This is a genomic window from Streptomyces sp. 2323.1 (genome assembly GCF_900221035.1).
Classification (GTDB): domain Bacteria; phylum Actinomycetota; class Actinomycetes; order Streptomycetales; family Streptomycetaceae; genus Streptomyces; species Streptomyces sioyaensis.
In genome coordinates this window covers 7514594-7532754 of the sequence record NZ_LT907981.1, presented here as the reverse complement: position 1 = coordinate 7532754, position 18161 = coordinate 7514594, and the positions used below count along the sequence as shown (strand labels likewise).

The window sequence follows — 18161 nt, the reverse complement described above, 5'->3', positions numbered from 1 at the left end:
TCCTCGGTCACTTCGACGACAGACTGCTCGGCTGCGGGACGGGCTCCTTGAGCAAGTGCTGGTTGGCGGTGCCGGCGCGCTGCATGCGGTGCCACTTCAGCCGGGTGCCGAGCAGGGCGGTGACCACGGACTGGATGACGACGAGGTACAGCAACTGCCGGTAGAAGAACAGCTGGAGCGGCAGCGCCCACAGCGACCGGAGCCGCTCGTGGTCCAGCCGCAGGGCGTAGGCCGCGGTGATCAGCTGGATGACGAGGAAGCCGAGCCAGACCCCGACCGCCTGCGCGGTGTCGCCGAAGCACAGGCCGTACAGGGCGAAGACATCGACGACCGGCGCGAAAAGCGGCAGCACGATCTGGAACAGCGCGAGATAGGCGAGCCCCCGGCGGCCGAAGCGTCCGGCCGGGCCGACTTCCACCACGGCGTGGCGGTGCTTCCACATGGACTGCAGGGTGCCGTAGCACCAGCGATAGCGCTGCCGCCACAACTGGCTCAGGCTGCTGGGCACTTCGGTCCAGGCGATGGCCGACTCCTCGTAGACCACCCGCCGGCCCATCCGCCACAGGGCCATGGTGAGATCGGTGTCCTCGGCGAGGGTGTCGTCACTGATACCGCCGATGGCCAGCAGCGCGTCCCGCCGGAAGGCGCCGATGGCGCCGGGAACCGTGGGCATGCACTCCAGCACCTCGAACATGCGCCGGTCCAGGTTGAACCCGAGGACGTACTCCAGGTGCTGCCATCTGCCCAGCAGCCGCCGCCTGTTGCCCACCTTGGTGTTTCCGCTGACCGCGCCGATCGTCGGGTCGGCGAGCGGCTGGACGAGGCGGTGCAGGGCCTCCGGCTCGAAGACCGTGTCCGCATCGATCATCACGATGATCTCGCAACGCGCGTAGCGCAGGCCCGTGCTGAGCGCCCCGGGCTTACCGGAGTTGGGCTGTTCCACCACGGTCACCCGCGGATCGGTGATACCGCGGGCGATCTCGACGGTCCGGTCCGTCGACCCGTCGTCGATGACAATGATCTGCAGGTCGCGGTGGGTGGAGGCGAGCAGCGAACGCACCGTGGCCTCGATGCCCGCCTCTTCGTTGAACGCGGGCACCAGCACCGTCACCGGGTCGTTCACCTCGCGCAGCCAGGGCGCACCTGAGCGGTGCCGGCGCCGGCGCCGTACGTGCACCCGGGCCAGGAGGGCGAGCAACACCAGCCGAAGCATGCCCAGTCCGCCCGCGATGCCCAGCGCCCAGGTCATGGAGCGGGCAAAGGTGTGCCCGACGGACTGCGTCCACATCAGTGCCTCGCCCTGTGCCCGCTCGGCCAAGGACGCGGTCGAGGTCATCGAGGGCCGTCCGAGTCCGCCCGTGACGGTGGTGAACTGTCCCACGTTCGGGTCGGCCAGCAGCTTCTTCGCCTCCTGGTATCCCAGGGCGGTGTGGCTGTACTGGCGCACCACGCCCAGTGGGGGCTTACGCGACCGGGCGGTGGCGGCGACCACGACGTACCCCTGGGAGGTGGCGCGCCGTGCGGCCGCCCATTCGGCGCCGCACAGCGTGTCGGCGGTGGTGGTGTGCGGCAGCCGCAGCAGCCGGGTGTTGACGTCTGCGGCCCCCGCCAACGCGGTCTGGGTGAGGGCGAGTTCCCAGTGCGAGCGCAGGTGCGAGGCGCTGCCCAAGTCGCCGCCGGTATAGGTGTACGAGCCGATCTCATGGCCCTCGTCGCGGATCCGCCGCACCAGTTCCGGATGGCGGGCCGCCTGATTGCCGTAGAGGAAGAACGTCGCCCGCGCGTGCCGGGCCCGCAGCAGGTCGAGCAGGCGCGGGGTCCACACCGGGTCGGGCCCGCCGTCGAAGGTGAGCGCGGCGGTACGGAACGGCATCTGCGCGGTCTCGGCTCCCTTGCCGGTGACCCGCAGTACCGGGTCCCCGTTGTCCGCGGACCTCGGGATGGGACTGGTGCAGGCTCGTCTGTGCCGGGCTCCGTCGACCTCATGGGTCGTCCAGCCCTCGAACAGCAGTGAAGCGGCGACGATGGGGAGGATCAGCAGCAGCAATAACCAGTGCCAGCGTGGGGGGCGGCGCAACGCATGCCGCCCCTGCCCTGACAACGCCACAATGGGCCCTTTCTGTCGAGCGGACGTGCCACATCAGAGGCGTGCGTCCGCGCAGGCAGCCATGGCGCCTGCGCGGACGAACACGTCTCGGGTCAGTGCAGGCGAGGCTTCACGCCGGAGGGCGGAAGCGCACCGGTCCGGCTGTGGTCACGGGGCAGGGGTGGTGCGGGAAGGGGCCCTGGAGGTGTGGTGACCGACGGGAACAGCCCGTCCGGAGGTGTCCGGAGTCTCCGAGGGACCGGGGCCGCGCGGCGCTCTGTGCGCCGGGCGCGACGTGTGGTCCGGGAGCGGATCGGCCTTTCCCGGCGCCGGCTTTGCGGCCGGCTGCAGGAGGCCGCCGAACACCACGGCGAGGAGGACGAGATATCCGGTGCACATGCACCCTACGGTCAACGCTGCATGCCCCAGGAAGCGTCTGCGCCGACCTGAGTTGTCGACAAATACGGGACGATTCCCTTGCTTACCGGGGCGACTGCTGTGGGGGGTAGCGGTTCGCATGGAGCGTGAGTGTAACCAGTTAACCGCGAATGAGAATAGGCAAGGTCAGCCAGCCTCTTCCGCCCTCCGATGACGGCGGCAAAGGCCGCCGGACGAGCCGGGACTCCAGCTCCCCCTTATGATCTCACTCGTCAACATACCTATTCACACACGCCGATGGTTCACAGCGAGCCGGATCGATGCCCCCGCGGGGCCCGGCAACCCCACCCCGGCCAAGTCATACTGTGAAGTAACTCACGCCGAGTGGCGATAGCGTGAAGTAATTGAACTGCTTACTGCGCACCATGTTCGTTTTGCGCCTGACTGACCGGTAACGAGCCGCTTGTGCAGGCCGGTTCCGCATCGCCGCCCGGCCTCCCCCCATGGGCGCCGCGGCCCCGCACCCGCCACCGCCGGGCACCGCGCGCGGCCCCCGGCACACCCCCGCATCAGGCACTTTGACATCGCCGCACTACGCCACCGGGAGCCCGGGCCCAGCGGCCAAAGCGGCACCCAAGTCCCTTGATTCCACCGAATGGTGAGATACCGAGTTAATACCACGAGATATCCCGGCACGCCGCACTCCTGTGCCGCCCTGCACCCCCACCGCAGAAACCAAGCGAAAAAGGCACGGGACAGGCCAGCCATATCGAGTGCAATTCTCCGTTAGTCGAAATTGCCGCATCCCTTTACGGTTGAGAACGGCCACGGATGGATACCCGGCCCCCATTCCCCTGGATGACCGCCACCGATCATGGCCGGAATGCTTGCACCGACAGCTCCTTCACCTTCTCCCGGATACCGCCATATCGGCAGCAGTGATCAACGGACTTCCTCCCTACATCTCGACGAACCGGCATTGACGGTCTGTTACGGGAGGATTTCCTGACCATGGAGGCAAAGTCGTCAGCCGGACGCTCTCGCACCGCTCCACGCGCTCGCACCCCGGGGGTCGGTCACCCACCTCACCTGCCCGTACCGAGCAGCCGGCCTGCGATCGTGATGCCCCGTCAGGTCAGTGACACCGGGGCACACCGGGCCTCGGGGCAGCACAGCATGGCCCGCCCCGTCCCGTCAGCAGGCCAGGAGGGGACGTTGCACAAGTCCCGGGCCCCGGGGCACATGCGGCGTCGCTGCCGTTTACCTGTTGTATCCCCCATGTTTCGTCTGATGTCATGGCCCGTTCACAAGAATGGGCCCCTAAGCAGCCCGGGATGCCGCGCGTGTGCCCGCCTTTCCCGCCTTCCGGCAGCCGTGCACAACCGTCCACCGAAAGTCAGCGGAAGTCGCCGGCAACAGTGTGGCTCGCGCTTCGAGCGGCCTCCCGGCTGCTTCCACAGAACCAGGACGCCCCACCATCCGCCCCGCCGAAAGTCTCAATCCCGGCTCGCCACAATGCTGTTGGGGGCGAACTGGGATGCAGTTCCCCGGGGATGCGCCCGCACAGTGCCGGGCATCGGCGGATGATCGCAGGAGAACTACGAATTACCTGCCAGTTCAGTGCCTCTTGACCACTGCTGCCGGCGTGTTCCGCCCCCGCGTTGTGCCGGTCTGCCGCCCCGGTACTCCGGTGCCGCATTCCCCGGAACTCCGCACGGCCGCCCCAGCCACCCCCGCCATGCCTCCCTACCCCACCCCCGCCGCCGCGTCCCGCTCGGCGTACTTCTTCAGTGTCAGTAGTTGCTTGCGCATCATGACCAGGTCCCCCCAGGCGAGGAGTCTTTGCTGGAGGCGCCGGATCAGCGGGCGTCGCGATTCGCTGACGACCTTCACCAGGAGCCGGCAGCCGTCGCCGTGCGGAACGACGACATAGCTGACGGCCATCTGCCCGTACCTCCGTGCCGGTGCCTCGGGAAGCACGCCGGTGAGGTGCTTGTCCGTGGCGAAGTCCACGAGGTCGAAGACCAGGAAGCGCTGTCCGACAGCCAGGGGAACCAGGTTCGGCGTGAGACGGTCGGGGCTCTTCCGGCCGCGGAAGTCGATCCAGTCGTAGCTGTACGGCGCGATGGTCAGCTGGCGGACCCAGCGGAACACCGTGGCGCACGGCGCTGCCACCTCCACGGCCCGGGTCCAGCCTTCATAGGGGACCGTCAGAAGTCCGTCGCACGGATAGTGCGCCTCGCGCTCGGCGGCAGTCGTGCCCCAAACCCTCCCAGTGAAATCCATGTCAGGACAATACGCCGTGCCGTGGGAGGGGCGGAGTGTGGGCAGGCCACTGAGGAAATCGGGCTTGAAGCGGTCGGATCCGCTTCTGGTCAAGAGTCGGCTGAGGTGACCTCACCGTGCCCCGGCCGTCAGGTTGACCAAGCACCGGGCAAAATTTCGGCAAGAGCGTGATAAAGGCTGGGCAAGGACCGACATGACGGCTGTTCTGCCGCGAACCACGCCACGGGGGTCATGCACTCTAAAGCTATCGGCGACAGCGTTGGACGGACGCGGGGCCCATCGGCCGTTGCGGCGATGGAGGGCCGTTGCGGGGCGGTGCGGGCTCAACGGGGATGATACCACGGCGAATTCAAACGGCTCGGTGATCGGTTGGGGCAGTAGGCTGACCGAATCCGTTCGGTCCGTCGATCCGTTCCGGTCACCCCCGGGCCCGCTCGCGCTGACCGGCCTCCCGCCCTGCACGGAAGAAGGTGACACACATGGACCGCACAGGGGCGACGTTCGTCGCGGAACAAGGTCGCCGGCCCATGGGTTGGGGTTGAGGGGGACGGCGCGCCGCTAGAGGAGGAAGTCGGCGAGGGAAGCGGCGCCGAGACTCTGTACGCCGCCGACTCGCCGAGGGGACAGGGAAGTTGAGCGTGCCGCGCCCGGTCTTCGTCGTATCGCAGTGCCGGCAGGTGCGCACTCGGACTCGGGCAGCTGCCGTGCGAGCGCGCCGGCGGGCCCGTCGCTGTTCTTGGGTGAGCAGGGAGAGCCGACGCCCCAAGGGGGCCGGAGGCCTGACCGCTCTGCTCGCCGACCAACAACATGTTCTCGGGTTAGAGAAGTTCTCTGGATGAACGGGGGTTGCGGTGCTGGAGGAAACGCACTTAGAGCAGTGGGGCGCCCGGAGGAACGGGAGCGTCGCGGGGTGGGACCCGGATACCGGTCGGGGCACGTCCGGGGAGCCGCCCGCACACCCCGCGGTGCGGGTGATGCTGGTGGCGGAGCAGTCGGTGACCCGGGCCGGGCTTCGTTCGATACTGGCTTCGGCACCGGAGTTGCGCGTGGTCAGCAGCTTCGGCGACCCGGAGCAGGCCGCGGACGCCTTCCGCGAGGAAGCGCCGGATGTCATCCTCGTCGGCACGCGTGAGGGGCTGGCCGCGGACGCGGCCGCCGCGCAGAAGCTGCTGTCGGTGCATGCCGCGCCGGGAGCGAAGGCGATTCTGCTGCACTCCGCCGCCACGAGCATGGAGGTCTCCCAGGTGCTCACGGGCGGTGTGCACGGCTGTATCGATCCCGCGATGGACGAGGACCAGATCATCCGGGCCGTGACGACGGTCGCGCTGGGCGGCGCGGTGTTCCTGCCGGCGCCCACAGTCCAGCCGGTGGAGGTGACGCTGGCGATCGACGGGCCCTCCCCCGCCGAGGCCCGTCTGACCGAGCGTGAACGCGCCGTACTGGGCAAGCTCGCCCGCGGACTGAGCAACTCCGAAATCGCCTCCGAACTGTTCCTGGCCGAGGCCACCGTGAAGAAGCATCTGACCCAGGCCATGCGGAAAGTCGGCCAGCCCGACCGGCTGCGGGCCGGTCTGTACGCCTACCAACATGGCATCTTCGGATAGTTGAGCGGGGTATCCGGCGGGCGACCATTGGAGTATTCCGGGGTGACCAACGACGAAGCGCAAGCCTCCGAAGGTGTGTTCTGCCGGATGCCGACCAACAGTTAATTTGGCTGCACTCTTTCGTACGGCTTGCTCGCCATTACCCGAGGGGTGGCGAGCCATGTCTCGCCCTACCCAGCGGGGGTTTCGTTGAGTGACTTAAACGTCAGCCATGTGGAATTCTTTGTCGGGGACGCCCGGCAAGCCGCCTTTTACTACCGCACCGCATTCGGATTCGAGGCGATCGCCGAGGGCGGTCCGGAAACCGGTCTCACGGACCGCAGATCGATTCTGCTCGCCCAGGGCGACATCCGTCTCCTGATGACCTCCGACCTGACCTCCGACGGGACGGTCGCGCGGTACGTGGCCCGCCACGGGGACGGGGTGGCGAACATCGCGCTGCGGACCGGGGACGCCGAGGGCGCGTTCCGGCAGGCGGTCGGGCACGGTGCCGAGCCGGTGGCCACCCCGTCCGTCGTGGAGCAGCCGGACGGCGCGGTCACCACGGCCGCGGTCACGGCGTTCGGCGACGTCGTCCATTCCTTTGTGCAGTACGCGCACGAGGGGCAGCTGCCCGGCCCGCATCTGCGTGCCCTGGAGACGGCCGGGAACGTGGAGAGCGGCGAACAGCTGCATACTCTCGACCATTTCGCCGTCTGCCTCCCGGCCGGTGAACTCGCCCGCACCATTTCCTTCTACCAGCACGGGCTGGGATTCACCGAGGCATTCGAGGAGTTCATCGAGGTCGGCGACCAGGCGATGGAATCCAAGGTGGTGCGCAGCGCATCCGGCGCCATCACCTTCACGTTTCTCGAACCCGATGTGCGGCGTAAGCCCGGCCAGATCGACGCATTCATCGATGCCCACGGCGGAGCCGGCGTCCAGCATCTGGCTTTCGGCACCTCGGACATTGCCACCGCGGTGAAGAAACTCTCGTCCGATGGCGTCGAGTTCCTGCACACCCCTGCCACGTATTACGAGGCGGTGGAAGGCCGGGTGGGTTCCCTCGGCGGCGATCTGGACGTCCTGCGGGAGCTGTCCGTGCTCGCCGACCGTGACGACTGGGGCCTGCTGTACCAGATCTTCACTCGTTCCCCGCACGCCCGGGGGACCTTCTTCCTCGAACTCATCGAGCGGCGCGGGGCGCAGACCTTCGGCAGCGGCAACATCAAGGGGCTGTACGAGGCGGTCGAGCGGGCCCAGGCCGGTGCCGGCGCCGGTGCTCGATGACCGGCGGCACGCTGGACCGGCCGCTGACGGTCGACGAGTACGCTCCGCTCGCCCAGGCCCAATTGCCCGCGGCGACCTGGCACTACGTCGAAGGCGGCGCCGGCACGGAGAGCACCGTGGCCGCCAACCGCGCCGCGTTCGGCCGGGTCCGGATCCGGCCCCGGGTGCTGGTCGATGTCGCCCGGTGCGAGCTGTCGGCCACGGTCCTCGGCGACCCGGTCGGGGTACCGCTCGGCGTGGCCCCCATGGCGTACCACGAACTCGCCTGCGAAGAGGGTGAGTTGGCGACCGTCCGGGCCGCCGGGAGCCTGTCGGCGCCCACCGTGGTCAGCATCTTCGCCAGCCGGACCTTCGAGGACATCGCCGCGGCGGCCGCCGGCCCGCTGTGGCTGCAGCTCTACTGGCTGCACCGGCGCGATGTCCTGCAGAAGGTGGTACGACGGGCGGAGGCCGCCGGGTTCCGCGCCCTGGTGCTCACCGTGGACACCCCCCGGCTCGGCAGACGGCTGCGCGAGGCGCGCCACGGCTTCCACCTGCCCCCGCACATCGCGGCACGCAATCTGGACGGCGAGGTCACCGGATTTCTGCACGACCGGCGCGACGGCAGCTCGGCCCTGTCCCGGCATGCCGACGCCTTCATCGACCCGTCGCTGAACTGGTCGGACCTCGACTGGCTGCGGTCGCAGACCCGGCTGCCGCTCGTCCTCAAGGGCGTGCTCACCGCCGAGGACGCGGCGCACGCCGCCGAACTCGGCGTCGACGGGCTGGTGGTGTCCAACCACGGCGGGCGCCAACTCGACGGCGCTACGGCCACGTTGGACGCGCTGCCGGAGGTGGTGCGGGCGGTCGGCGGCCGCTGTCCGGTGTTCCTCGACGGCGGTGTCCGGCACGGGACCGACGTACTCAAGGCGCTGGCCCTGGGCGCGCAGGCGGTCTTCGTCGGCCGTCCGGTGCTGTGGGGCCTGGCCGCCGACGGAGAGGCGGGCGCCCGCCAGGTGCTCAGCACGCTGCGGGACGAACTGGAGGACGCCATGGCGCTGTCCGGCTGTCCGTCCCTCAAGGACCTCGACCCGACGCTGCTGGCCCGCGGGCCGGCCACGGCAGCGCATGACGGATTTCCACGGCCCGGCGGAAGGATGAACGATGACCACTGACGCATTCCAGCTCAGCCCCGACGACCGGAAGCTGCTGCCCTCCGACGAGGAGGTGGAGTTCTACCAGGAGCACGGCTGGTACCTGTCGCGCAAGCTGCTCACCGACGACGAGGTCGACACCCTGGTGGAGGCGAGCGAGCGGTTCTACGGCGGTCACCGCGACCGGACCCTGCCGGTCCGCCCGCCGCGCCTGGCGTACTGGGACCCGTCCAAGGGCGATGTCCACCGGCACAACGACTACATCTTCTACGAGGACGACACCGTCCGCCGGATCCTGTCCAAGCCGGTGATCGCCGCGGTCGCCGCGCGGATCGCCCGGACCAGCCAGATACGGCTGTGGAACAGCACCCTCATCTACAAGCCCCCGCGCCCCGAGGACGAGGGCACCATCGTGCCCTGGCACTTCGACCGGCACTACTGGCAGACCTGCACCTCCGACGAGATGCTGACCGCCTTCATCCCCTTCCACGACTGTGACGAGGAGATGGGCACCATCACGATGGTCGACGGCAGCCACCGCTGGAAGGAGGTGGGCGGGAACGACGCGACCACCCGGCACTTCGCCGAGCGGGACCGGTCGGAGCTGGACGAGATGCTGGAGGAGAACGCCGCCTTCAACAACGAGACGGTCCGCAAGGTCCCCGTCGTCATTCCGAAGGGGCACATCAGCTTCCACCACTGCCGTACGTACCACGGCAGCGGCGTCAACCGCAGCGACCGTCCCCGCCGGGCGATCTCGTTCCACCTGCAGGACCGGACGAACCAGTACCGGCCGTTCCAGATCTCCACGGGCGAGAAGGTCGTCTACAACAACGACGTCCTGGTCCGGCAGACGCCCGACGGCCACCCCGACTACACGGACCCGGAGTTCTGCCCGGTGCTCTGGCAGGAGCAGGCATAATGCGGCGGCCCGGACCGGACACCGGGCTGCGGGCGGCCGATCTCCACTCGTCGCTCTCGGACCCGCTGCTCGACGTGATGAACTTCCTCAACGAGGTGACGCTGCGGTACCCCGACGCGGTCTCGTTCGGTCCGGGCCGTCCCTATGACGGGTTCTTCGAGGTGGACCGGATCAGCACCTACCTCGACACCTATACGCGGTACCTGGAAGAGGACCTCGGGCGCACCCCCGAGGAGGTCCGCACCGCGCTCTTCCAGTACGGACGGACCAACGGCCAGATCCACGAGCTGGTGGCCCGGACGATCGCCCAGGACGAGGGGATCCACACCGATCCGTCGGGCATCGTGATCACGGTGGGCTGCCAGGAGGCGATGGTCCTGGTGCTCAGGGCGCTGCTCGCCGACCCGGACGACGTACTGCTGGTCACCGACCCCGGGTATGTGGGGATCACGGGCGCGGCGCGGTTGCTGGGGGCCGAGACGGTGCCGGTCCCCGAGGACGGGGCCGGGCTGGACCTCGCCGCGCTGCGGACCACGCTCGCCGCGGTGCACGCCCGAGGGAAGCGGCCGCGCGCCCTCTATGTGATCCCGGACTTCTCGAACCCCTCCGGGACGTCGATGCCCACCCCTAAGCGGCACCAGCTGCTCGACCTCGCCGCCGAAGAGGACTTGCTGCTGCTGGAGGACAACCCCTACGGGTTCTTCAGCCGCACCGGGGAACGCCGGCCCACCCTGAAATCGCTCGACACCCGGCACCAGGTGATCTACTTCGGTTCCTTCGCCAAGACGTGCTTCCCGGGGGCGCGGGTCGGCTATGTCCTCGCCGACCAGCCGGTCACCGGTGACGACGGGCGGCGCACCCTCCTCGCGGACGAGCTGTCGAAGATCAAGAGCATGGTCACGGTCAACACCCCGGCGCTCGCCCAGGCCGTCATCGGCGGCATGCTCGTCGCCCATGACTGCCGGCTGCGGGACGCCAACAAGGACCTCATCGAGTTCTACCGCGGGAACATGGAGGCGCTGCTGGACGCGCTCGCGCGGCATCTGCCCCAGGACCGGTGGCAGGTGCGCTGGAACGTGCCGGACGGCGGGTTCTTCCTCGTACTGACCCTGCCGTTCGCCGCCGACAACGCGTTCCTGGAGGAGGCGGCGCGCGACTACGGGGTGATCTGGACCCCGATGAGCTACTTCTATCTGGGCGACGGTGGCGAGCATCAGATCCGGTTGTCAGCCAGCTATTTGACGCCGGATCAGATCGAGGAAGGAGTGCGGCGGCTCGCCTCGCACCTCATCCACCGGATGGGCCAGGGGTAGCCCGTGGCTCTCCCAGAGCTGCGCACCGCCGCGGTCGTCGGCACCGGCCTCATCGGCACCTCCGTCGCCCTCGCCCTCACGGCGCGGGGCGTGACCACCTACCTCATCGACCGGGACGAAGCCGCGGCCCGCACCGCCGCCGCACTGGGGGCCGGCACGTTCGGCGCTCCCCCGGCGCCGGTGGACCTCGCGGTGCTCGCGGTGCCGCCGGCGACGGTGGCGGAGGTGCTGGAGGAGCACCAGAAGGACGGTCTGGCGCAGGCGTACACCGATGTGGCCAGCGTGAAGGGCCGCCCCCAGGCCGAGCTGGCGGCCCGTGGGTGCGATCTGACCTCGTTCGTCGGCGGCCATCCCATGGCGGGACGGGAGCGCTCGGGTCCGCGGGCGGGCCGGGCGGACCTCTTCGACGGGCGGCCCTGGGTGCTCACGCCGCATCCGGCGACCCGGTCCGCGGTGCTGCGCCGTGGGCTGGAGCTGGTCAGACTGTGTGGCTCGGTGCCCGTCGTGCTGGGCCCGGAGGCGCATGACCGCGCCGTCGCGCTGGTCTCCCATGTGCCGCATCTCCTCGCCACGCTGATGGCGGCCCGGCTGTGCGACGGCGAGGACTTCGCGGTACGGCTGGCAGGCCAGGGGCTGCGCGATGTCACCCGGATCGCCGCGGGCGACGCCGGCCTGTGGACGGACATCCTCGCGACCAATGCGGAGGCCGTGGCGGAGATCCTGGGCGAGCTCGCCGAGGACCTCGACGCGGTGCTGCGGGCGCTGCGGACGCTGGCCGCGGCTCCCGCCGGTCCGGCGCGGTCCCGCCCCGCCGCGGAACTGACCGCTCTGCTCCGCCGGGGCAACACGGGCCATGCCAGGATCCCCGGCAAACACGGCGGAACTGCCTTACCATACTCATCAGTTCGGGTCGTCCTGCGGGACCGGGCGAATGAGCTGGCCCGGCTGCTGGCCGACGCTTCGCTGACGGGGGCGAACATCGAGGACATCCGTCTTGAGCACGCGACCAACAAGGACGCGGGCCTGGTGGAACTCCTCGTGGCAGGCGAGTCGGCCGGCCGGCTCGCGGCCGATCTCACGCGCCGCGAGTGGACCGTCCACGTATAGCGGCCGGTGCGCGGCGTCCGAACGACAGCGGGCCGAACGGGCCTTGGCGAGCGAATCCAGGAGTGCGACTGTGCGGGCAGTAGTGATGTTCGGGGCAGGGGACGTCCAGGTGAGGAAGGTGCCCGACGCCCGGCTCGACCGGCCGACCGACGCGTTGGTGAAGGTCACCCATGCCGCTATCTGCGGCAGCGACCTCTGGCGCTACCAGAAGCTCGCGCCGACGCCGGACGGCGTCCGGCTCGGGCACGAATTCCTCGGAGTGGTGGAGGAAACCGGCGCGGAGGTAACCTCCGTACGCCCCGGCGACCTGGTGCTCGCCCCCTTCAAGTGGTCGGACGGCAGCTGCGAGTTCTGCCGTGCGGGGCTGCACAACTCGTGCCTGAACGGCGGGTTCTGGGGCGGGGCACTGGACGGCGGCCAGGGCGAGCGGGTGCGGGTGCCGCTGGCGGACGGCACGCTCGTCCCCCTGCCGATGGAGCCGGACGACCCACGCGTACCGGCGGTCCTGGCGCTGGCCGATGTGCTGTGCACGGGGCATCACGCCGCCCTTTCCGCGCGGGTGGGTCCGGACAGCACCGTCGCCGTGATCGGTGACGGCGCGGTCGGGCTGTGTGCGGTACTGGCCGCCGCCCGGCTGGGCGCGCCGCGCATCATCGTGCTGGGACGGCACCCCCGGCGTACCGACCTGGCCCGCCAGTACGGCGCCGTGGAGGTGGTGGCGGAGCGCGGCGCGGCCGCCGTCGAGCGGGTCAAGGAGCTCACCGGCGGCCATGGCGCGGACGCGGTGCTGGAGTGCGTCGGGACCGGCGCGGCGCTGCGGGACGCCCTCGACATGACGCGTCCCGGTGGCGCCGTCGGCTATGTGGGCGTGCCGCAGGACGGCGAGGGCGTCGACGTACGGCGGTTCTACCGCCGCAACATCACCCTCGCCGGCGGGGTCACCCCGGCCCGGGCATACATCCCCGAGCTCCTGCCCGATGTGCTGTCCGGGCGGCTCGATGCCTCTGCCATCTTCGACCGCACCGTCGGGCTGGACGGGGTTCCGGACGGCTACAAGGCCATGGCCGCGCGCGAGGCGCTGAAGGTGCTCATTCGTCCCTGAGTGCCCACAGCACGCTCGTGAGCCCCGCTTCCCAGCCGTACCGGGTAGCGGGGCTCACGAGCATGTGGGGCCCGCAGCGCACGCCTCAGGTATCAGGACGAGAGCTCTCCGTCGAACACGGTCACCGCGTGGCCCAGCAGCGTGACCCGGTCGTCGTCGCTCAGCTCGACGCCCACCCGCCCGCCGCGCGCGGACAGTTGCACACCGGTCAGCGCGGTACGCCCCAGCCGTCCGGCCCAGTGCGGTGCGAGGACGCAGTGCGCGGCGCCGGTGACCGGGTCCTCGGGGATGCCGGCGGCGGGGGCGAAGACCCGGGAGACGAAGTCGTGGTCGTCGCCCTCCGGGGCACTGGCGGTCACGATCACTGCCCGTCCGCTGAATCCGGCCAGGGCGGCGATGTCCGGGGCCAGCTCGCGCACGGCGTCCGCCTTCGGCAGCTCCACGAGCAGATCGTGCCGGGCCCGGCCCGTCCACACCGGCTCGGCCCCTAGGGCCTTGGCGAGCCGGGACGGGACGGGGGTGGCGGTCGGCGGGTCCGCGGGGAAGTCCAGAGTGAGGGCGCCCTGGTGGTGCCGGCGGGCGGTCAGCACTCCGCTCAGGGTCTCAAAGTGCAGATCCGTGTCAGGGGCGGTGTGCTGGATCCCGTAGAGGACGTGGGCGGTGGCCAGCGTGGCATGGCCGCACAGATCGACTTCCACGGTCGGGGTGAACCACCGCAGCCCGTAGGTGTTTTCCCCTGCGGGATGAACAAAGGCCGTCTCCGACAGGTTGAGTTCGGCGGCGACCCGTTGCATCCAGGCGGCGTCGGCCGGCTCGTCCAGCAGACAGACGCCGGCGGGGTTCCCGGCGAACGGCCGGTCGGTGAAGGCATCGACGATGAAGGCACGCATACCTCCGACGCTACTGTCGGCGGGCCGTCGCGAGGGAAACGGGTACCGGTTGGCGCTCTTCGGACCACATCCCGGAGCCCAACGGGGCAGGGGCAACGGTCCGAGAGGAGGGTGTCCACCACTCTCGCGATCATTAGGATTCATCACCGATCGTTGTACGGGACAGCAACCGGCCCCGCCTCGTCCAGGCGGCGGGCCCAGGGCGCACCGGCGTCCGGAAGGGCAGGGATGGACAGCACTGAGGCCAAGGTCCCGCCGTTGCTCCTCGCGGTGCTCATCTCGCTGAGCGTGGGCGGGCTGATGTCCTCGGACATCAACCTTCCGGGGCTGGCGCAGACCGCCCACGCCCTGGGCACGTCCGTCTCGGCAGTGCAGGCGACGTTCAGTCCCTACCTCGTGGGACTGCTCGTGGCCCAACTGCTGTACGGGCCCTGGTCCGACGCCCTCGGCCGACGGCGCCTGGTCATCGGCGGCTTCTCGCTCTACGCGGTGGCCTCGCTGGCCTGTGCGCTGTCGCCGAACATCGCCGTCTTCGCCGCGGCGCGGCTGCTCCAGGCGCTCGGCGCGGGCGCGGGACTCGTCCTGGCCCGCGCCATCGTCGGCGATCTGTACGGCCAGCAGACCGCGGCCCGCGTCTTCACCACGATCATGCCGGTGGTCGGCGCCTCACCGGCCATTTCCCCGCTGATGGGCGGCTATCTGACCACCCTTCTGTCGTGGCGCTCCCCCTTCTTCCTGACGGCCCTGATCGCGCTGGCCACCGTGGTCGCGGTCGTGCTCCGGGTGCCGGAGTCGCTGCCGCCGGAGCGCCGGGCGCGGCGGCTGCGGACGACGGTGGGGAACTACCGGCATCTACTGGCGAGCGCCAAGTTCTGGGGCTTCGGCCTCAACCTGGGCATGGGGTACGCGGTCTACACCGGCTACCTCGTCGCCTCCCCGGTGATCTTCCAACGCCTGGGCATGAGCACCGAGATCAACGGCTACTGCTACATCAGCATCGCGGCCGCCTATATCGCGGGAAACCTGCTGTCGCGCCGTCTGGTCGCGCGGCACTCGATCGACCGGCTCCTCGTCCGGGGCCATCTGATCTTCTCAAGCGGTGCGTTGGTGCTGCTGGCGCTGGGGCTGACCGATCCGCACACGCCGTGGCCGCTGCTGGTCCTGATGACGGCGGTGACCATCGGCAACGGCTTCCTGTTCCCGATGTCCGTGGCGGGCGGGGTGACCTCGTTCTCCGCCATGGCGGGCGCGGCCTCCGGACTGCTGGGGGCGGTGCAGATGGCCGGCGGCAGCTTCGCGTCACTTCTCGTGAGCAGGATTCCGCCGGATGTCCGCTCCTTCTCGATTCTGGTGGCGGTCTTCGCCTTCACGGGCCTGATCGCCTTCCACTCCCTGCGGGCCTTCGCCGCCCGCCCCACCACCGGGTCCGGCGCGGTCCAGCAGGCACCTGCCGCGCCCGTCACCTCCGCAACCCCGAACGAAGACTGAGGAGAAACACCGATGGGTCAGGTCACTCGCCGGCTGGAAGAACTCGGACTGACGTTGCCTCCGCTGCTGCCGAAGCTGGCGAATTATGTGCCGGCGAAGACGGTCGGCGAGCTGGTCTTCGTCTCCGGCCACGGTCCGCTCAACCCCGACGGTTCGGTGAAGTACCGGGGCCGGCTGGGCGCGGACTTCACGGTGGACGACGGCAAGGAAGCCGCCCGGCTCGTCACGATGAACATCCTCTCCGCCCTCCAGGCCGAGCTCGGCGACCTCGACCGCATCCGGGAGTTCGTCAAGCTGCTGGTCATGGTGCAGTCCGCGCCCGATTTCCAGGAACAGCATGTGGTCGCGGAGGGCGCCTCGGATCTGCTCACCGAGGCCTTCGGGCCCGAGTGCGGCTCTCACGCCCGTTCGGCCGTCGGCATGATGAGCCTGCCGTTCGGCATCGCGGTCGAGATCGAGGCCGTGGTACGCATCGCTCCCTGACCGGCCCTGCGGTGCCCCGGCCGGGTTCGTGGTCCGCACCTGACCGCCCGGCCGGGCCTGCCCGCCGTTCGGGTGAGCGGTGCGGGCCGAGCGGATCCCCGGCCGCTGCCGTGCCGTGTGCCGCCCCGGGAGCGGCGGGGGGCGCGAGGCGGCGCTCCGGGCCCCCGGTCGCGCGGCGGTCTCCTGGCGGGCGAAGGCGCCGGGCCTCTCATAGATTGGCCGGGTGGGGGCCGTGAGCGGGCGGAGATGGGGCAGGAGCGCGTGCGGAGACCGGAGCTCGACCATGCGGCGCTGTTCGCCGCGACCCCCAGCGCGTGCCTGGTCCTCGATCCGGATCTGGTGATCGTGGACGTCAATGAGGCGTACCTCCATGCGACGGGCCGGACCCGGGACGACCTGCTGGGACAGTTCGTCTTCGACGCCTTTCCGGACAACCCCGCGGACCCCGATGCCGAGGGGGTGCAGAACCTGTATCCCTCGCTGCGCCGCGTACTGGCCACCGGGGAACCGGACACGATGGCGGTCCAGCGGTACGACATCCCCCTTGCCGACCGGCCGGGGGACTTCGAGGAGCGCTGGTGGTCCACGATCAACACCCCGGTCCCCGGACCGGACGGCAGGGTGGCCTGGATCATCCACCGGGTGGAGGACGTGACCGCCTTCGTCCTCTCCCGCCGTTCGCGCCGGCTGCCCGGCGGGCGGCTGAGTGAGCGCGAGGAGGCGATGGAGGCCGAGCTGTACGTCCGGGCACGGGCGCTGCAACACCTCAACGAGGAGCTGCGCCGGGCCCACTCCCGCGAACGCCAGGTGGCCCTCACCCTCCAGGAGGCGATGCTCCACTCCCCGGACCTCGCCCGGCACCGCGACATCGCCGTGCGCTATCTCCCCGCCATCGGGTCGCTGAACATCTGCGGTGACTGGTACGACATCGTCGACCTCCCCGGCGGCGGATTCGCGGTCGCGGTCGGCGACGTCGTCGGTCACGGGCTGGAGGCCGCCGCCGTCATGGGCATGCTCCGCAGCGCCCTCAGCGCTGCCGACCGCTCGGTCGTCGGCCCCGCCCAGGCCCTGAAAGTGCTGGGACTGTACGCCCGGTCCGTCGACAAGGCCCTGGCCACCACCGTCGTCCAGGCGCTGATCGACGTCGCCGGCCGCCATCTCACCTACAGCAGCGCCGGTCACCCCCCGCCCGTCCTGCTGCACCCCGACGGCAGCCACGACCTCCTGGACCAGGCCACCGACCCGCCCCTGGGCGCCCACCCCGAACATGTGCCCCGCGTCCAGGCCCATGTGCCGTACACGCCCGGCGACACCCTCATCCTCTACACCGACGGGCTGATCGAACGCCGCGACGAGGACATCGACGTCAGCCTGACCCGCCTGACCGACGCCCTCGCCCCGCTCAGCAGGCTCAGCCCGGAACGCCTCGCCGACGCGCTGCTGGCCCGCCTCGGCGTCAGCGCGGGCGCCCCCGACGACATCGCCCTCGTCATCGTCCGGCTGTAGCTCCTACCTGGCCCAGTTCTCGTACAGCTACGGCCAACGGACAAGTAGCTCTGAGTAACTTGAATCCCCTGTGTCAGCGCGTGGCGCGTGATCAATGGCCAGCACTCGTCGCCATTTCAAGGTTGTGGCTCATGCGTTCCAGGACGCGGACGGCCGTGCGGTACTCGTCCATGGAGATCCCGGTCGTGGACAACTCGCGGAACGCGTCGACGCGGGCAGCCACGTCGGTCAGGCGCTGGCGACCACCAGGTGTAAGGGCGAGCCGGTCTGGTGCGGGGCGGTCCGCCCAGCCGGCGGCGAGAACGGTGTCGATGGCTCCAGTCAGCGTGGCGATGTCGGCATTGGCGGTGAGGGCCGACAGGACTTCGATGTCGGCGACCTCGGGGGCGTCATGGATGACGTTAAGGACCTGCCAGGCGATCCGTGTGAGGCCGAACTCCGCCAGCATGTCGTTCATGTAGCAGGTGAGGGCCTTGTCGGTGCGGTTGAGCCAGTAGCCGATCGGTTTCATGAGCGTGCTCTTTCACTGGTGGGCCGTGTTGTCCGGCGTCAACCGGGCAAGCGTGCTGGTCCATGGCTCCCGACATGGCGGCG

Annotated in this window: 14 protein-coding genes; 10 read left to right on the top strand and 4 right to left on the bottom strand. The window is 69.9% G+C overall.

Annotated elements, in window-relative coordinates:
• Nucleotides 1-7: 7 nt before the first annotated feature.
• Both CPH93_RS32565 and CPH93_RS32560 read right to left on the bottom strand, forming a co-directional pair.
• Nucleotides 8-2107: a bifunctional polysaccharide deacetylase/glycosyltransferase family 2 protein gene (locus CPH93_RS32565; protein WP_093648492.1), complete on the bottom strand. Its 2100-nt coding sequence runs from the start codon at nucleotides 2105-2107 to the stop codon at nucleotides 8-10.
• A gap of 2103 nt (nucleotides 2108-4210) precedes the next feature.
• On the bottom strand, nucleotides 4211-4750 hold the full coding sequence (locus tag CPH93_RS32560; protein WP_096214901.1) for a hypothetical protein: 540 nt from the start codon (nucleotides 4748-4750) through the stop codon (nucleotides 4211-4213).
• A gap of 974 nt (nucleotides 4751-5724) precedes the next feature.
• On the opposite strand from CPH93_RS32560, the gene CPH93_RS32555 reads away from it, so the two are divergent.
• From CPH93_RS32555 to CPH93_RS32525, 7 genes are all read left to right on the top strand, one after another.
• On the top strand, nucleotides 5725-6354 hold the full coding sequence (locus CPH93_RS32555) for a response regulator transcription factor (RefSeq protein ID WP_093648496.1): 630 nt from the start codon (nucleotides 5725-5727) through the stop codon (nucleotides 6352-6354).
• Nucleotides 6355-6567: 213 nt separating this feature from the next.
• Nucleotides 6568-7623 (top strand): 4-hydroxyphenylpyruvate dioxygenase, encoded by a 1056-nt coding sequence (hppD, locus tag CPH93_RS32550; protein ID WP_231977034.1) that lies wholly within the window; start codon nucleotides 6568-6570, stop codon nucleotides 7621-7623.
• Nucleotides 7620-8777 carry an alpha-hydroxy acid oxidase gene (locus CPH93_RS32545; protein WP_096214899.1) on the top strand — a complete coding sequence of 386 codons (1158 nt, stop codon included), beginning with the start codon at nucleotides 7620-7622 and terminating at the stop codon, nucleotides 8775-8777. The genes hppD and CPH93_RS32545 overlap by 4 nt, the downstream gene beginning before the upstream one ends.
• Complete coding sequence (locus CPH93_RS32540; RefSeq protein ID WP_096214898.1) at nucleotides 8767-9678, top strand: phytanoyl-CoA dioxygenase family protein; 912 nt, start codon at nucleotides 8767-8769, stop codon at nucleotides 9676-9678. Before CPH93_RS32545 ends, CPH93_RS32540 begins: the two co-directional genes overlap by 11 nt.
• Nucleotides 9678-10991 (top strand): aminotransferase-like domain-containing protein, encoded by a 1314-nt coding sequence (locus CPH93_RS32535; RefSeq protein ID WP_096214897.1) that lies wholly within the window; start codon nucleotides 9678-9680, stop codon nucleotides 10989-10991. Before CPH93_RS32540 ends, CPH93_RS32535 begins: the two co-directional genes overlap by 1 nt.
• A gap of 18 nt (nucleotides 10992-11009) precedes the next feature.
• On the top strand, nucleotides 11010-12098 hold the full coding sequence (locus tag CPH93_RS32530) for a prephenate dehydrogenase (RefSeq protein ID WP_443031475.1): 1089 nt from the start codon (nucleotides 11010-11012) through the stop codon (nucleotides 12096-12098).
• A 70-nt stretch (nucleotides 12099-12168) separates the two neighbouring features.
• A complete protein-coding gene (locus tag CPH93_RS32525) occupies nucleotides 12169-13200 on the top strand; it encodes a zinc-binding dehydrogenase (RefSeq protein ID WP_162501017.1) in 1032 nt (343 codons plus the stop codon).
• A gap of 92 nt (nucleotides 13201-13292) precedes the next feature.
• Here CPH93_RS32525 and CPH93_RS32520 read toward each other — a convergent pair whose 3' ends face one another.
• Complete coding sequence (locus tag CPH93_RS32520; RefSeq protein ID WP_096214894.1) at nucleotides 13293-14090, bottom strand: PhzF family phenazine biosynthesis protein; 798 nt, start codon at nucleotides 14088-14090, stop codon at nucleotides 13293-13295.
• 228 nt (nucleotides 14091-14318) lie between these two features.
• Between CPH93_RS32520 and CPH93_RS32515 the strand changes: the two genes are divergently transcribed.
• From CPH93_RS32515 to CPH93_RS32500, 3 genes are all read left to right on the top strand, one after another.
• Nucleotides 14319-15578 carry a multidrug effflux MFS transporter gene (locus tag CPH93_RS32515; RefSeq protein WP_096214893.1) on the top strand — a complete coding sequence of 420 codons (1260 nt, stop codon included), beginning with the start codon at nucleotides 14319-14321 and terminating at the stop codon, nucleotides 15576-15578.
• A 12-nt stretch (nucleotides 15579-15590) separates the two neighbouring features.
• A complete protein-coding gene (locus tag CPH93_RS32510) occupies nucleotides 15591-16061 on the top strand; it encodes a RidA family protein (RefSeq protein WP_096214892.1) in 471 nt (156 codons plus the stop codon).
• A gap of 246 nt (nucleotides 16062-16307) precedes the next feature.
• On the top strand, nucleotides 16308-17567 hold the full coding sequence (locus tag CPH93_RS32500; RefSeq protein ID WP_096214890.1) for a PP2C family protein-serine/threonine phosphatase: 1260 nt from the start codon (nucleotides 16308-16310) through the stop codon (nucleotides 17565-17567).
• Nucleotides 17568-17658: 91 nt separating this feature from the next.
• Here CPH93_RS32500 and CPH93_RS32495 read toward each other — a convergent pair whose 3' ends face one another.
• A complete protein-coding gene (locus tag CPH93_RS32495; RefSeq protein ID WP_096214889.1) occupies nucleotides 17659-18078 on the bottom strand; it encodes a MarR family winged helix-turn-helix transcriptional regulator in 420 nt (139 codons plus the stop codon).
• Between the last annotated feature and the right edge of the window lie 83 nt (nucleotides 18079-18161).

Bases quoted from the DNA above. Each gene is read 5' to 3' on its own strand.
- CPH93_RS32520 (WP_096214894.1), bottom strand. From the start codon at position 14,090: ATGCGTGCCTTCATCGTCGATGCCTTCACCGACCGGCCGTTCGCCGGG.
- CPH93_RS32500 (WP_096214890.1), top strand. From the start codon at position 16,308: ATGGGGCAGGAGCGCGTGCGGAGACCGGAGCTCGACCATGCGGCGCTG.
- CPH93_RS32555 (WP_093648496.1), top strand. From the start codon at position 5,725: ATGCTGGTGGCGGAGCAGTCGGTGACCCGGGCCGGGCTTCGTTCGATA.
- CPH93_RS32540 (WP_096214898.1), top strand. From the start codon at position 8,767: ATGACCACTGACGCATTCCAGCTCAGCCCCGACGACCGGAAGCTGCTG.
- CPH93_RS32560 (WP_096214901.1), bottom strand. From the start codon at position 4,750: ATGGATTTCACTGGGAGGGTTTGGGGCACGACTGCCGCCGAGCGCGAG.
- CPH93_RS32510 (WP_096214892.1), top strand. From the start codon at position 15,591: ATGGGTCAGGTCACTCGCCGGCTGGAAGAACTCGGACTGACGTTGCCT.
- CPH93_RS32545 (WP_096214899.1), top strand. From the start codon at position 7,620: ATGACCGGCGGCACGCTGGACCGGCCGCTGACGGTCGACGAGTACGCT.
- CPH93_RS32495 (WP_096214889.1), bottom strand. From the start codon at position 18,078: ATGAAACCGATCGGCTACTGGCTCAACCGCACCGACAAGGCCCTCACC.
- CPH93_RS32535 (WP_096214897.1), top strand. From the start codon at position 9,678: ATGCGGCGGCCCGGACCGGACACCGGGCTGCGGGCGGCCGATCTCCAC.
- CPH93_RS32515 (WP_096214893.1), top strand. From the start codon at position 14,319: ATGGACAGCACTGAGGCCAAGGTCCCGCCGTTGCTCCTCGCGGTGCTC.